This window comes from Pseudomonas sp. Sample_24 (genome assembly GCF_004307605.1).
GTDB lineage: Bacteria > Pseudomonadota > Gammaproteobacteria > Pseudomonadales > Pseudomonadaceae > Aquipseudomonas.
Genome location: NZ_RCNW01000217.1, coordinates 24,182 through 38,837, shown reverse-complemented (window position 1 = coordinate 38,837; position 14,656 = coordinate 24,182). Strand labels below are relative to the sequence as shown.

The 14,656-nt window shown below is 55.6% G+C and carries 12 protein-coding genes and 1 pseudogene; 5 read left to right on the top strand and 8 right to left on the bottom strand.

Annotated features, from left to right (window positions below; translation table 11 throughout):
- The 4 genes and pseudogenes from D8V06_RS11455 to D8V06_RS11440 form a co-directional block, all read left to right on the top strand.
- Positions 1–397: pseudogene (locus D8V06_RS11455) on the top strand (capsular biosynthesis protein); the annotation flags it as partial.
- Between the two features lie 11 nt (positions 398–408).
- Positions 409–1,074, top strand: coding sequence for a YjbF family lipoprotein (locus D8V06_RS11450; protein ID WP_056857057.1), 666 nt, complete (start codon positions 409–411; stop codon positions 1,072–1,074).
- Entirely contained in the window at positions 1,071–1,832 is a 762-nt protein-coding gene (locus tag D8V06_RS11445; RefSeq protein ID WP_056857058.1) for a capsule biosynthesis GfcC family protein, read from the top strand. The genes D8V06_RS11450 and D8V06_RS11445 overlap by 4 nt, the downstream gene beginning before the upstream one ends.
- Complete coding sequence (locus tag D8V06_RS11440; protein ID WP_130930988.1) at positions 1,829–3,907, top strand: YjbH domain-containing protein; 2,079 nt, start codon at positions 1,829–1,831, stop codon at positions 3,905–3,907. Before D8V06_RS11445 ends, D8V06_RS11440 begins: the two co-directional genes overlap by 4 nt.
- 295 nt (positions 3,908–4,202) lie before the next feature.
- On the opposite strand, the gene D8V06_RS11435 is transcribed toward D8V06_RS11440, so the two are convergent.
- The 3 genes from D8V06_RS11435 to D8V06_RS11425 form a co-directional block, all read right to left on the bottom strand.
- Positions 4,203–5,597 (bottom strand): undecaprenyl-phosphate glucose phosphotransferase, encoded by a 1,395-nt coding sequence (locus D8V06_RS11435; protein WP_056857060.1) that lies wholly within the window; start codon positions 5,595–5,597, stop codon positions 4,203–4,205.
- Positions 5,598–5,989: 392 nt separating this feature from the next.
- Positions 5,990–6,649: a helix-turn-helix domain-containing protein gene (locus D8V06_RS11430; RefSeq protein ID WP_056857061.1), complete on the bottom strand. Its 660-nt coding sequence runs from the start codon at positions 6,647–6,649 to the stop codon at positions 5,990–5,992.
- A gap of 293 nt (positions 6,650–6,942) precedes the next feature.
- Positions 6,943–7,683: a winged helix-turn-helix domain-containing protein gene (locus tag D8V06_RS11425; protein WP_130930987.1), complete on the bottom strand. Its 741-nt coding sequence runs from the start codon at positions 7,681–7,683 to the stop codon at positions 6,943–6,945.
- Positions 7,684–8,240: 557 nt separating this feature from the next.
- Between D8V06_RS11425 and D8V06_RS11420 the strand changes: the two genes are divergently transcribed.
- Positions 8,241–9,077: an undecaprenyl-diphosphate phosphatase gene (locus D8V06_RS11420; protein WP_130930986.1), complete on the top strand. Its 837-nt coding sequence runs from the start codon at positions 8,241–8,243 to the stop codon at positions 9,075–9,077.
- Positions 9,078–9,122: 45 nt separating this feature from the next.
- Here the strand turns inward: D8V06_RS11420 and dusA are convergent, their stop codons facing one another.
- From dusA to copD, 5 genes are all read right to left on the bottom strand, one after another.
- A complete protein-coding gene (gene dusA / locus D8V06_RS11415; RefSeq protein ID WP_130903738.1) occupies positions 9,123–10,118 on the bottom strand; it encodes a tRNA dihydrouridine(20/20a) synthase DusA in 996 nt (331 codons plus the stop codon).
- Positions 10,119–10,331: 213 nt separating this feature from the next.
- Complete coding sequence (locus tag D8V06_RS11410; protein WP_130930985.1) at positions 10,332–11,576, bottom strand: multidrug effflux MFS transporter; 1,245 nt, start codon at positions 11,574–11,576, stop codon at positions 10,332–10,334.
- 650 nt (positions 11,577–12,226) lie between these two features.
- Entirely contained in the window at positions 12,227–12,655 is a 429-nt protein-coding gene (locus tag D8V06_RS11405; RefSeq protein ID WP_130907229.1) for a DUF2628 domain-containing protein, read from the bottom strand.
- Between the two features lie 206 nt (positions 12,656–12,861).
- On the bottom strand, positions 12,862–13,653 hold the full coding sequence (locus D8V06_RS11400; protein ID WP_130907228.1) for a transporter substrate-binding domain-containing protein: 792 nt from the start codon (positions 13,651–13,653) through the stop codon (positions 12,862–12,864).
- An 80-nt stretch (positions 13,654–13,733) separates the two neighbouring features.
- Entirely contained in the window at positions 13,734–14,654 is a 921-nt protein-coding gene (gene copD, locus D8V06_RS11395) for a copper homeostasis membrane protein CopD (RefSeq protein ID WP_130930984.1), read from the bottom strand.
- Positions 14,655–14,656: the final 2 nt, after the last annotated feature.

Here is a 14,656-nt window from a genome sequence, read left to right as displayed (position 1 = left end):
GTACAACGACAACAAGCGCATCTACGTCATGGGCGAGGTCAACCAGCCGCGCGCGTTGAGCTTCAAGACCGCCACCATGAACCTGTCCGATGTCCTCGGCTCGGTTGGCGGCTTGAGTCAGACCACTTCCAACGGCAACGCGGTCTACGTCATCCGCGGCGTTGAAAACCTCGACGTGGAGCCGGCGAAGATCTACCAGTTGAACGCTCAATCGCCGACCGCCATGGCGCTCGCCACGCACTTCGAAGTGCGCCCTCAGGACGTTGTCTATGTCGGGCCTGCCAACGTGACTCGCTGGAACCGCTTCATCAGCCAATTGGTGCCATCGGCGTCGATTGTCGGTACGGGTGCTTCCGCTGCGAAGAACTGGAGCGAATACAGTAACAACAGCAAATAAGGTCGCCGACAGTGAACACGTTGAAAGTTGGCGTCTGCCTGAGCGCGGCCCTGTTGTTGTGTGGCTGCAACCCGTTGATGAACGCTTCGTTGAACAACCTCAAATCGGCGGTGATCGGACCGGATGAGGTGGACGTGACCCCGGCCCAGGTGGCCGAGGTCAACTATCCGCAGATCAAACTGACCACGCCGTCCGGCTCCGGGGTATTGGCGCTGGTGCGCGAGCGTGAAGACCTGCAGTTCTGGGTCGCCTCCGGCAAACAAGTGCTGCTGCTGCGCAATGGTCTTGCCGTGCGCAGCATTGGCCTGGGCCAGGAGGGTGATCTGGACGGCACGCGTCTGCCGGACACCTCACCGTTCAAGCAAGGCCTTCATCAAGTCGCCGATGGCTACACCTCCCGGCGCTGGATCGATCTCTACAAGGGCCAGGAAGTGGGAGTGATCGTTAATAGCCGCTTCTCCCGAAAGTCCATGGACACCCTGACCATTCTCAACAAGGAATACAGCGTGCTGCGTGTCGATGAGCAGATTGATGCCCCGGCCATCGGTCTGCGGGCGACCAATCGTTATTGGGTCGATCCCGTCGACGGTTTCATTGTGCAGAGCGAGCAACAGCTGACGGCGCAGTTGCGCGTCAGGATCGTGCAGCTGACCCCCAACCGCAGGCATGTCCCGTGAAGCGCTTGAGAACGCTATCGGCGTGTTTACTGTTGATCACCAGCGTGAGCCAGGCCGCTGTCACGGTCACCGGTGACGTCGCCAACCCCGGGCCGGTCGAGCTCTCGGCAGGCGGGCGTTTGCTCGATGTGATCAACGTGGCCGTGCCCAATGCCGAAGGTTATTGGCTGGCGGGTGTGTTGTTGCGTCAGTCGTTGCTGCAAGAGCAGGCTCGGCTCAAGGCGGGCGTGTTGTTTGATCTGGACGTTTTGCAGCGCATGGCTTCGCTCTTCGACAAACCAGGCCGTGCAGCGCTGGCAGTGCGTTTGTCCGAGCAAGTGCGGCAGATGCCGGTCACCGGGCGACAGATCGCCAATCTGGATCCGGTCGCAGTGGAAGTCGGCTTCGCGCGCAACATTCGTCTCGACGATGGCGATCGCCTGATTTACCCGAAACGTGTCGATGAAGTCGAAGTGCTCGGTGCTGTCGCTGAAACCTGCCACTTGCCATATCAGCCGTTACTGGAGGCTCGCGAGTATCTGCAAGGTTGCACGCCGCTGGACGATGCCGAGGCCGATTACCTATGGCTGATTCAGCCCGACGGCGTGGTCCGGCGGGTGGGTATTGCGCACTGGAATCGCGAGAGCGGGCACTTTCCCGTTGCCGGCAGCAAGATTCTGGTGCCGGTCAAAAACGATGACCTTGATCCGCCTGTCCCTGAACTGAATCAGCAGTTGGCCGAATTCATTGCCACGCAGCTGGCTGAGGTGGTTCGTTGAATTTACGTTTTGCAGCCGTATTGTTATTGCCGTGTGGTCTGGCTTATGCAGAACCACGTATTACTCAGAATGATTTTGGTGGCGCTGGTTTGTTGCAAACGCCGACCGCGCGGATGTTGCCGGCCGGTGAGTTGAGCGTGAATGCCAACCGTACCGATCCCTATAGCCGATACAGCGTGTCGCTTCAGCCGTTCGAATGGCTGGAAGGTTCGTTCCGCTATACCGCCATCACCAACCGCCCTTACGGCCCCGACTCGCTGAGTGGCAGCCAGAGCTATAAGGACAAGGCGGTCGATATCAAGGCCCGACTGTGGGAAGAGAGCCATTGGGCGCCGGAAGTGGCGCTGGGCTTTCGAGACATCGGTGGTACCGGTCTGTTCTCCAGTGAGTTTGTGGTTGCCAACAAACGCTATGACGATTTCGATTTCAGCGCCGGCATTGCCTGGGGTTACCTGGGCAATCGAGGCGACTTCGATAACCCGCTGGGCGAGCTCGCTGACCGCTTCAATACCCGGCCCGACAGCGAAGGTACCGGCGACGTCAACGCCGGGTCGTATTTTCGCGGCAAGCCTTCTTTGTTCGGCGGTGTGAGTTATCAGACGCCATGGGATCGGCTCAGTCTGAAACTGGAATACGAAGGCAACGATTACAAGCACGAACCCAAGGACAACGAAATCAAGCAGGATTCGCCGATCAACCTCGGTGCGGTGTTCAAACTGACCGACTCGATCGACGTCAGTGCTGCGTGGGAGCGCGGCAACACCGCGATGTTTGGCGTCACCTTCCACACCAATTTCGTCAGCCGCAAGGCGCCGGCGAAGACCTTCGATCCGCCGGCTGAACCGCTACCGGCGAAGGCGCCGAGTACGCAAATGCAGCAGGTCGATTGGGCCGATGTGTCAAGGCGCCTGCAGCAAAACGCCGGCTACAAGGTTGAGCGCATCAGCCAGCGCGGGTCGGAATTGTTCGTCTATGGCGAACAGCAGCGTTATTTCCATTCCGCCAAAGCGGTTGGCCGGGCGAGCCGGATTCTGGACAACAGCGTCAACGACGACATCGACTGGTTCACCGTGGTGAACAAGCGCTACGACCTGCCGCTGGAAGAGACCAGCGTGCCTCGGCAAACCTTCCGTGAGGTGATCAACAACGAGGAGCCATTGCAATCGCTGCATCGCACCACCGAGATCAACCCGGCGATGCCGCACAACGAAAAAACCCTCTACACCGAAGCCCTTCAACCATTCAGCTATGGCGTCGGGCTGGGCTTCAAGCAGAACGTCGGCGGTCCTGATGGCTTGCTCTATCAATTCAGTGCCGACGCGGACGCAGAATACCGCTTCAACCGCAACACTTGGTGGAGCGGTTTGCTCAGTGCCAATCTGGCGAACAACTTTGACAAGTTCACCTATGACGCTCCCAGCGACTTGCCCCGTGTGCGCACGGACTTGCGCCAGTACCTGACGACTTCCGAAGTGACCATGCCGTTGTTCCAGGTCAGTCACGCCGAACAGTTGGACAAAGATTTGTACGGCATGGTCTACGGCGGCTATCTGGAATCAATGTTCGCCGGGGTAGGTGGCGAGGTGCTGTTTCGCCCGACCGGCGAGCGCTGGTCGCTGGGCGCGGACTTGAACTACGTGCGTCAGCGCGAATTCGACCAGGGCTTTGGGCTGCGAGATTATTCGATCGTCACCGGGCACATCACCGGCTACACCGACTTGCCGTTCGATACGCTCGCGGCAGTCAGTGTCGGGCGTTATCTGGCCGGTGACTGGGGCGGCACGCTGGATATCTCGAAGGAGTTTTCCAATGGTGTGCGATTTGGCGCCTGGGCAACGATTACGACTGCTACTGGCGCCGAATATGGCGAAGGTAGCTTTGACAAAGGCATCTATCTCTCGATCCCGTTCGACGAACTGATGAGCATGTCGACCATGCGTCGCGCCAACCTCGTCTGGTCGCCACTGACCCGGGACGGCGGTGCACGACTCAATCGCAGCTTTCAGTTGCACTCCATGACCGACAGCCGTGACGACGACATGTTCTATCGCAACTTCGAGAAGATCACTGAGTAACACCTGGCTCGTACCTCGAAGCTGCAGGGGCGAGCCTGCTGGCGATGGCGTCAGCAACATCCAGCTTCAATGCTGACTGACCCGACGCCATCGCCAGCAGGCTGGCTGCTAAACTGCTCATTGCCGTACCCGATACCCAAATCACCCCCGATACCCTGTGGCAGCAAGCTTGCTGGCGATGACGTCAGCCCAGTCGACACAACCTTGCCTGCCACGCCATCGCTTCCACGAATTGCGCCCACAAAAAAGGGGACTTGCGTCCCCTTGCGGTGTTGCGCTGTGCAACGCTAATCCATCAGTAGATGTCCTTCGACAGCAACGTGAACGGCGTCTTCACCAGGATCTTCAGGTCCAGCCACAACGACCAGTTATTGATGTACTTGAGGTCGATCTCGACGCGCTTCTGCATCTTGTCGAGGGTATCGGTCTCGCCGCGGCAACCGTTGATCTGCGCCAGGCCGGTGATGCCCGGTTTGATTCGATGGCGCGCCATGTAAGCGAGGATTTTCCCGGAGTAGTAGTTGTTGTGCGCGACGGCGTGCGGCCGTGGACCCACCAACGCCATATGCCCTTGCAGCACATTGAAGAGTTGCGGCAGTTCATCCAGCGAAGTGCGGCGGATGAAGCGGCCAACGGCGGTGATACGCGAGTCGTTGCGGCTGGCCTGCTTGACCTCTTTGTCATCGTGGACGCGCATCGAGCGGAACTTCCAGACCTGAATCACCTTGCCGTTCCAGCCATGTCGGTCTTGCTTGAAGAACACCGGGCCGGGCGAGTTGAGTTTCACGGCCAGTGCGATGACCAGCAAAACCGGGCTCAACAGGATGATGGCCAGCAGCGCCACGCTTTTTTCCACCAGGCTTTTGCTCAGTGCAGCGGTCGGCCGGCTGGTCAGCGGGCTTTCGTTCAGGTAAATCGCCGGCAGACCGTCCACGACCTTCACCGAGTGATTGAGCAGCGTCAGACTGTTCAAGTCCGGGACCCAGACCACGTCAACGTTGGCACCGAGCAAATCGAGGTACATGGCTTCGATTTTGGCAGCTTCGGACAAGGGCAGGGTGATGTACAGGCGACGAATGTCATGGGCTTTGATCAGGTCCAGCAGATCTTCTTGAGCACCGACGACGCGCGGCGCGCCAGGCTCCAGCGATGGCACGCTGCCGTTGCTGACCAAGCCCACCAGTGGCAGGTTTTCCAGAAGACTCAGCTTGTTTGCCAGCCCCAGTGCCAGTTCGCCAGTGCCGACGATCAGGGTCTTGTGCTCGCTTTTGCGCGAACGCTGGTAGTACTTCGAAAACGCATGCAGGGGCGCATACAGCAATGCCTGGCCGAGGAAACCGTACACTGCCCAGCCAAGAATCACTTCCCGTGAAAACAGCGCATCGGCTTTGCAGATGAATGCAATGCAGGCCAGCGCAGCCATGGTCATGGACCAGCCCATGAACAGGCGTCCCAGCCCTGTCAGGTAGTTGTCTCTTTTTCGATATACACCGCTGAACGTGTAAGCCGGAACCGAGGCAAGTACCGCCAGCGTTGCGCACATTCGGTAGTAGAACTCGACCGAGCCAGTATGTCGCTCAGCAAGTATGAACAGCAGTGAAACAACAAAGCCCTGTGCCAATGCCCATTGGCCCCAAAAGGTTAGTCCCTTGAGGCCGGTGTTTCGATTGATACGAAGAGAAAGATCCATACGAATATCCCCAAAAGACGTCCATTCAGGTTTCGACAGTTGAAATCCGAGTTGTTAATAGACTTGTTATTGTTGTTGTAGCGAGGGTCCTGAGGTAACAACGCCGATATGCGGAACTGTCGTCAGTCAATAGACTAAGTTATCGGTGGGGATGCTGTCTGACGAGTTCTAACAAGGTGGCAAAGTGCCAACTTGTATTAAAAGCAAATAGTCGAACGTTAGAAATGGTCGATCAGCAGGGGGTGAATATTTGATGTTGTATTGGGTATTGTAGGAGGGGTGGAGGCAGGCGGGTTTGAATAGAGTTTTCAAGCGGGGAAAACAAACAAAGTGCTATTTTTATTGTTGTTGTCGCACTGTTGATGTTTGTGTTGTTTGTCCGGATCAGGCGTTCAGCACACCACTTCCTGGATCAGGCAGTAGCCGCGGTTTCTCACCGCACGAAACAACCGCTCACCATTGCTGGCACTTTTGAATTTATCTTGCAGTCGACTGAGGCACATCTCCAGACCGCGGTATTGCTCCGGTTCCCTGCCGATACTGAGGATCAGCTCATCTCGACTGACAACGCGTTCTTCATGGTTGAGCATTTTCCTGACGAGTGCAGTTTCCAGTCCGGTCAGGTTTATCTCGATACCCGCTTTCACCAGCGCGCCCTGATCATCGTCGAGTTGCCAGACTTCGCTGCAAGGTGCGTGACCTTCTATCGCTTGTGCGGTGTTACTGGCTTCCGCAATCATTGCCGGCTTGCCGTGAAAAGGATTTTCCGATTGCGCTGCCAGCCATTCAGATTCAAGGGTGGCCAATATTCTCTGCGTATCGTGTTCGATACTTTGCGCAACTTTTTTCCTTGTCACGCTTGGGTAAGTGAACTCCATCAGCACCGGGGCAGTAGAGGACGAGGCAACACCTTCAACAAACATTTGTGCCTGGGAGGTTCCGAATGAGTTGAAACGCTCACTGGACAGAATGCTCTCCAATTCGCGTTGCGACGTAGTGCTGTGGGTTACGACGACGAAATATTTTCTTGGGAGGGGTGTACTAATTTCCATGTCTCTCTCCTGAAGTACGCACCAAATTTGGCAAAAAATGATCGGCAGGGGAGTAGAGACTCCCTCGGAAGTAATCGAAAAGGCAGGGTTTGGGCGCAAAAATGGCCCTCGATAGGTTCCACGCGATCTGCTATAGAATGACTTCTTATTGTTATGGTTCAGTGTTGCCACGGTCATGGAGTCGATAAATTGGCATGAAGTATAAAATACAAATCAAACAATGAAACCGATATCTTTGTATAGTTGAAAAAACATTCCCTTAGATGATGTCAAAAAGCCCTTGAATTGCTGGCTCAGACAGTCGATATCAACCCTCTCATCAGGCGGTAGCCGTACCCCCGAATGCTCTGGATGGCGTTTGTACCGTACACGTCTTTGATTTTTCCGCGCAAGCGACTGATTGATTTTTCCAGTGCTCTGGGGTCGTAGAAATTGGTATTCAGACCCATGATGCCGGCGATTTCATCGTGACTTAGTATGTGGTTACTGGTTTGCGCAAATGCTTCCAGAATCTTCATTTCTGCAAATGAAATATCCAGTTTTTTGTCGGAGCCCAATAAGCAGATGCGGGTGGGGTCCAATATCAGATTGATATCCCTTTGCCATTCCTCACTGCTGAAAAAATCGGCAAGTAACTCGGCACTTTCTTCAGACAGGGTATTGAACTTGAGACAAAAGTCGGCCCCGGCAAGATAATATTTCATCTTGTTGAAGGTGCCGCGGCCTGTGATGACCGCACATATGATCGGTTTCAAATGGGTAGTGCGCAGGCTTTCCACCAGCGCAAGGCTTTCCTCGAGAGCCTGGGGGCTATCGATGATGATGAAGATGGCTCGATACGAACCTAAGTACTCGTTTTTCTTATACGAAAGTGTGTACGAACTGGCATCCAGTGCCATATCGGCCTGCACATGCCTTGCGATTAGCGCTCTAAAATGTTCAGCCACGCCACGCGTTCGACCCAGCGTGAGAACACCGGGTTCGTCGTTTGTCTGGCGCAGGCTTCTAGTCGCTAAGTTCCCTGTAAGCATCATGCATTGACTCGAATAGGTGCTGACATCGGGATGTTAAAGCACCGGTTCTCATCTGTGACTGACAATTGGTAACATTCAAGCGAATTTTAGACGTGGCTCTCGAGTTTTCTAACAATAATTAAGCTTTTCAAGCTTTTAGTTGATTTTCTCGGCGGGGTGAACTAGTGAAAATCCATCGTTAGATGGTGGCAATATGGAATTGTGCCATTACTTTGAGTCTCTGGCGATGGTTTTTTAATGTCTTTTTGCCACTGTTTGTACGCTGAGTTCGTGATTTACAGAATTTAGTCCTTTTGTGCAGAAATATAAATAGTGTGCGGTGGGTCACGTTTTATTGAGAGCGAGCGCGCTACGAGCTCAATGTCGAAATCCATTTTCGATTAATTATTCAGTCGGACGATTATTAACAAGCCTTGAGTGTGTTGTTTGATAAGACCTATTCTCCGTCGCTGGGTCGGGTAAAGGCTGTCAATTTGCCAGTTACGTTTGGTCCAGTTGCTCAATACCTGAAAAGTAGTTAACGGGGCGCGCTACCAGGGCGGTCTGACGGAGGAATAATGGAGTTCTTGACCCTTTTAAAGGTGTTGGTTTTAGGTGCGGTAGAAGGCCTTACGGAGTTTTTGCCCATATCCAGTACGGGGCATCAGATTATTGTTGCAGATTTATTGGAGTTTGGCGGTGAGCGCGCCATGGCCTTCAATATCATTATTCAGCTGGGTGCCATTCTTGCCGTTGTCTGGGAGTTTCGTCCCAGGATTTTCGATATCGTCAAAGGCTTGCCGACCCAGCGCAATGCACAACGCTTCACCCTCAACCTGCTGATCGGTTTCCTTCCGGCAGTTGTTCTGGGTGTGTTGTTCGCCGACAAGATCCATGAATACCTGTTCAATCCGATAACCGTGGCTGTCGCATTGGTCGTGGGTGGCATTGTCATGTTGTGGGCTGAACAACGGGATCATGTAGTGCAGATCGAGCACGTGGACGATATGCGCTGGTCAGATGCGCTGAAGGTGGGTTTCGCACAATGCCTGGCGATGGTACCGGGGACTTCCCGCTCCGGATCGACCATCATCGGTGGCTTGCTGTTTGGCCTGTCACGCAAGGCCGCTACCGAATACTCGTTCTTCCTGGCGATGCCAACCATGGTCGGCGCCGCAGTGTACTCGGGTTACAAGTATCGCGACCTGTTCCAGAACAGCGATCTGCCGGTTTTCGCCCTGGGTTTTGTAACCGCATTCTTTTTCGCGATGATCGCTGTGCGCGGCCTGCTCAAGTTCATTGCGAACCACAGTTATGCCGCATTTGCGTGGTACCGGATCGCCTTTGGATTGCTGATTCTAGCAACCTGGATATTCGGCTGGGTTAACTGGACAGCGGCTGCAGCAGTGGGCTGACAGCAATACCAGGCGGTTCATACCGCCTGGTTTTTATCACCGGGGTTATCGCCCTTCAAGCAATCCAGCGGCTTGATCCAGCAGTGCCAAGGGCTCCTTGGTCTTGTGAATGTCCACCGACAACAACTGCCGAAACTTGCGTGCTCCGGGAAATCCGGTGCCCAGACCCAGCACATGTCGGGTGATGTGGTGCATCGAGCCGCCCGCATCGATGTGCGCAGCAATGTAAGGGCGCAACTGCGCCAAGGCTTCGGCACGCGTGATCACCGGCGCTGTGCTGCCGAACAATTGCTGATCCACCTCAGCCATCAGATACGGGTTGTGATACGCCTCGCGGCCCAGCATCACACCGTCGAATGTCTGCAAATGTTCATGGCAGGCATCCAGCGTCTTGATCCCACCATTGAGAATAATCTCCAACTGCGGAAAGTCCGCTTTCAGCCGCGCCGCTACGTCGTAACGCAACGGCGGAATGTCACGGTTCTCCTTCGGCGACAAACCTTCGAGAATCGCAATCCGCGCATGCACGGTAAAACTGGTACAACCGGCATCCCGCACCGTACCGACGAAGTCACACAGTTGTTCGTAACTGTCGCGACCGTTGATGCCGATACGATGCTTGACCGTTACCGGAATCGACACCGCATCACGCATCGCCTTCACGCAATCGGCCACCAATTGCGGATGACCCATCAGGCACGCGCCGATCATATTGTTCTGCACCCGATCACTCGGGCAGCCGACATTCAGATTCACCTCATCGTAACCATGCTCCTGGGCCATCCGCGCACAGGCCGCCAAATCCAGCGGAACACTGCCACCCAACTGCAACGCGAGCGGGTGCTCAGCTTCGTCATGCCGCAGAAAACGCTCGTGATCACCATTGAGCAAAGCACCGGTGGTGACCATTTCGGTGTAGAGCAGGGCATTTTTCGACAACAAGCGCAGGAAAAAACGGCAATGGCGGTCAGTCCAATCCATCATCGGTGCCACGCTGAAGCGGCGGGAAAGCGGGGCGGGTGCAGCAGTGTTTACGGACATGGAGATCTGGAGTCGGTGAGGCTGGGAGATCGGGGAGTTTATCAGGATTGGGCTAATAGGGCTTGGACGTGTCTAGCGCCGGTTGAATCCACACCATATTGCTGATCTTCTGTTCACCCCGTCGCTGCAAAATCAGCGACAAGGGTGTGGAAGCCCCACAAATCCAGGCGCACAGCGCGCCTTGAATTTAAGCAGGCGTTTTTCATGTGAGGCCTATTTTGTTTTGGCGTTGGAAAATAGATCTGTCCCCTTTTTTGCAGTCCCCTTTTTTGCAGTCCCCTTTTTTGCACGCATGATCCGGAAAACAAGGAAGCCGGCCACGGCGAATGCGGTATTCAGAGCAACCATCGGGAAGGCTGTATTGTCCTGCAGATGGCTCAGCAGCAAGCCAGAAACAGTCGCGCCGGCCATCTGGGAAAAACCGATAAAGCCCGCCGCCAGCCCGGCGCGAGTCGGATTAGGAATCACTGCGCCAGCAACCGAACCCGGCAAGACCATGCCCGAACCCAGCGTCAACAGCATCTGCGGCAGCATCAGGCCGGCCACTGACGGGCCGATGAGTTCATGCAGTACCAGCCCTGAACCGGCGCCAACCGCGACCAGGCTTGTACCGATGGCGACGATTTTTTCCGGACCGTACTTCATGATGGTGCGGTTGGTGAAGATCGCGCCGGCAATCAACCCCGAAACGATGCCGCCGAAAACCAGGCCATACTGGGTTGGACTCAAGCCGAGTTGCCCGACTAATACGCGCGAAGAGCCGGCAATAAAGCTGAACATTGCGCCGTAGGTGCAGGCGATGGCGATGGCGAAGCTTCGCAGGGATGAGTCTTTGAGCAGCAAGGCGTAGTTACCCAGCAGCGTCTTCAGCCTTCCCGCCTGCGCGTCGGGCTGCAGATTGGTCTCCTTGAAAAATAGTGACCCCGCGAGAGCCGCACCGCCAAACAATACGGTTGCGAACGAGACCGCGCGCCAGCCACCGGCATGGGTGGCGATCAGCCCGCCTAGAACCGGTGAGAGCATAATCGCGCTGAGCATCCCAATCACCGTAATGGCCATGACCGGGCCGGCTTTTTCCTTCCAGACATCGCGCACGACGCTACGTGCTACCACCAGCGCAACACAGGCTCCCAAACCCTGCAGCGCACGGCCCGCAATGAACTCGGGCATGCTTTGGGCAAACGCCATCCACAGAGAGGCGAGCACGTAAGTGGTAACACCGACGAGCAGCATTGGTCGACGACCGATGCGGTCTGACAGCGGGCCGAAGAAAAGTTGGCCGAGACCAAAGGCAGCAACAAATACCGATAATGCCGTCAAGGAGGAACCTGGCACGGCGCCGAGCCCTGCTTCAAGGTCGCGCAGGCTGGGAATCAGCATCTGGGTGGAAATCTCACCCAGTGCGCAGAGCCCGATCAAGAGTGCAAGCAATACGCTGGAACGGCTGGGAAGGTTCATGATTTTTATCCAAGGCTGTAATGGAAGGATGCGCACCCAACTCCGTTGGGGTTCAAGGACTGACATTCGAGGCGCAACAACACCAAGGTGACAGCGGGGCAAGGCCTGGGATCGATGTCTGAATTCATGGTCGGAATCTCTCGGGGTGCTGCTGCGCAGCCGTGTCGCAGCGGCAAATTAAGCAATCATGAGGCTCTCCCTGTCTGTGCGGGATTATGGGCATAATAAATTCCAGCTGTAAATATGACGCGTGTAATATTTTCATTCGCTGCCAGAGCGAGGGCGTTTTCTCTAGCCCTGAACCGTACCGGGGTGAGCGATGAACGGGGCGTTTGAGGAAGGGAGAAAAGGGGACAGCTTTATTATCACGCGGACTGAACTGGAAGCATTTTAATCCTCGCTTCGTCGGCAGCTGCTATTGGAGGCACAGGCGCAGGCAGATCAATCAGTGTGTATAGATAACTCACAACCAGCGCGGGAATCCCACGACTCGCCATTTCGAGAAGCAAGCGCTTTATTGGCGATGCGGAATACAGAGAGAAGGGCCCGCTCTGCTGCTTCTGCCTCACCTGGAGAGTGAGAGAGCACCTGACGATTGATCGATGCAGAACGGTGGAATGATTTCCGCCGTTCTGCACGCGGGATAAGGCTTAGACGATTCTCAAGCCTTCAAAAGGATTCCAGCCTTGTGAGCCTTTGACCTGTTTCAGGTAGTAGGCGTAGTTGGCGCTCAGCCCGTACATCAGTGCAAAGACGACATTCAGGCCGGTGTTAACGGCTTTGGGTCCTTCGTCGTAACCCAGCAGAGTGAATATCAGTGTCAGGACGAAGGAGATGGCGATGATAATCGCGATGATTGCCAGGTTCTTTTTCCACAGTCCAAGCACGAAAAGATAGATAGGCCCGAAGAAAAAAGCGATGAAGTTCAGGTTGATCAGAATACGCTTGCGCGCCGGCAATTGTTTGAAAGCCGATTTGAACTCAGGGCTTTTGGGGGCTCCGTGCTGATCGAAGAAAGCGAATCTTTCTTGCCATTTCGGACTGGCGTTGTAGGTTTGCAATTCATCCGTGCTGCTCATTGTCTGTCCTTTTTTGAGGGTTTTGCTCGGTCGAGGCATCGACCGAAAGATCATTCGGTGCGCTTGTCAACGCGTCTTGCAGGCGACCGGACTGCTACCGGTGCGGGCCAAGTTTCAAGCATGTAACTGGATTTAACAAGCCGTGACAAAGTGCACTAGCGCGCAGTTTGTCACGGCCTGGAGAATTTACAGGGACAGGCACATGGTCATTTGCCTTCAGGTACTGCCAACCACTGTCCCAGCACTTTCTGGTAACTACCCGTTACCTTGGCCAGATGCAGCCACTGGTCCACATAGGATTTCCAGGTGATGTCATCCCGGGGCAACAGGTAGGCTTTCTCGCCATATTGCATGTACTGCGTCGGGTTCACCGCGCAGAGTCCCGGTTTGAGTTTTTGTTGATAGAGCGCTTCGGACGTGTCGGTGATCATCACGTCGGCCTTGTTGTCCAGCAGCTCCTGAAAGATGGTGACGTTATCGTGCAACTTCAGTTGCGCCTTGGGCAGGAAGGCGTGCACGAAGGCTTCGTTGGTGCCGCCGGCCGGTTCGACCAGGCGTACCGATGGCTGGTTGATCTGGTCGATGGTCTGGTACTTCGCCTGGTTTTCACAGCGCACCAGCGGGATCTTGCCGTCGACGTCGAGGGTGGTGCTGAAGAAGGCTTTTTTCTGCCGTTCGAGGGTGACGGAGATGCCGCCCATGCCAATGTCGCATTTGCCGGCGAGCATGTCGGGCATCAGGGTTTTCCAGGTGGTTTGCACCCACTCGACCTTGACGCCGAGGCTGTCAGCGAGAGAGCGGGCCATGGCGATGTCGATGCCGGAGTATTCGCCGTCCTCGGCTTTGAAGGTATAGGGCTTGTAATCGCCGGTGGTGCAAACCCGCAGTTGGCCTTGTTGGATGACGCTGTCCAGATGTGAAGGGACTTGCTGTGCCTGAACACCAAACGACAGGGCGAACAGCCCACCGAGCATCCATGTGCTTTTGTTGTTTTTCATTGTTATCGGGCTTTCTGATTGAGTGACTTGGAGGAGGGAGTGTAGTGAAAACTGTGCGCGACTCAAAAAACGGGCGAACGTTACAGCTCACCCACTTGCGGGCTCAACGTGCCGAGCCACGCCACCAACCCCACAATCAACACCGCTGCGAAGAGCTCCACTCTCACGCTGCAGCGAAGCGCATTCGCCGCTACGCGATACTGCCCCTCTCGCAATGATTGTTGCAGTAACGGTCCCAGGTGAAAGCGGTTAATCGCGGCCAGGACGAGCATACCGGCGAACAATGCGACTTTGATCAGCAGCAAAACCCCGTAGGTGCTTAGGAGTACTTCGTCGATGCTGGGTCCGGCGATGTAGAGGTAGTTCACAACGCCGGTGACGGTGATGACAATCACAATCAGCGCCCCCACGGGCTCAAACCGGGTGATGGCACGAGCCAGCAGGCGGATGTGGTTTTCCGATTGCAGGCTGTTGCTGCGTGACATCCAGAAAAACGCGACCAATGCGCCCAGCCAGGCACCCGCGGCCAGCAAGTGCAGAATGTCTGCGGTGAAATGCCAGATGCCTTCATCCATGGCGCCATGTCCGCTCCAGGCCACAGAGGCGAGGGCGATCGCACCAGCAATAGCCGCCATCCACAAGCCAGGGGCAGGTGCGCGGGTGTTGAACAACATCGCTAAAGTGGCGATGAACAACGCCGTGATCCGAATCATCCAGGCCATCCCGGCGTCCATTTCAAGCACCATCATTTCAATGTGCGGGCGCAGTTCGCCAAGGTTGGATTCCCCGCTCATGGTGCTGACCATCAGCAGCATGCCAATGACGGATAGCGCCCCCCCGATAATCGCCGCCCCTGCCAATAGCGATCGAAATGGCAGCACGGCCCCCGAAATCCGTTCCGGCCCCCTGAGGCTGTACAACCCGAACAGCGCGACGCCAAACAGCAGCATCAAATCCACGTACAACAAACAGCGCAGAACGATGTTGGCCGAGTCGCTCATCT

What these genes read in the sequence shown, in the direction of transcription:
- D8V06_RS11430 (WP_056857061.1), bottom strand. Translation starts at nt 6,649, where the DNA reads ATGGAAATTAGTACACCCCTCCCAAGAAAATATTTCGTCGTCGTAACC.
- D8V06_RS11410 (WP_130930985.1), bottom strand. Translation starts at nt 11,576, where the DNA reads ATGAACCTTCCCAGCCGTTCCAGCGTATTGCTTGCACTCTTGATCGGG.
- D8V06_RS11435 (WP_056857060.1), bottom strand. Translation starts at nt 5,597, where the DNA reads ATGGATCTTTCTCTTCGTATCAATCGAAACACCGGCCTCAAGGGACTA.
- D8V06_RS11405 (WP_130907229.1), bottom strand. Translation starts at nt 12,655, where the DNA reads ATGAGCAGCACGGATGAATTGCAAACCTACAACGCCAGTCCGAAATGG.
- D8V06_RS11420 (WP_130930986.1), top strand. Translation starts at nt 8,241, where the DNA reads ATGGAGTTCTTGACCCTTTTAAAGGTGTTGGTTTTAGGTGCGGTAGAA.
- D8V06_RS11400 (WP_130907228.1), bottom strand. Translation starts at nt 13,653, where the DNA reads ATGAAAAACAACAAAAGCACATGGATGCTCGGTGGGCTGTTCGCCCTG.
- dusA (WP_130903738.1), bottom strand. Translation starts at nt 10,118, where the DNA reads ATGTCCGTAAACACTGCTGCACCCGCCCCGCTTTCCCGCCGCTTCAGC.
- D8V06_RS11425 (WP_130930987.1), bottom strand. Translation starts at nt 7,683, where the DNA reads ATGATGCTTACAGGGAACTTAGCGACTAGAAGCCTGCGCCAGACAAAC.
- copD (WP_130930984.1), bottom strand. Translation starts at nt 14,654, where the DNA reads ATGAGCGACTCGGCCAACATCGTTCTGCGCTGTTTGTTGTACGTGGAT.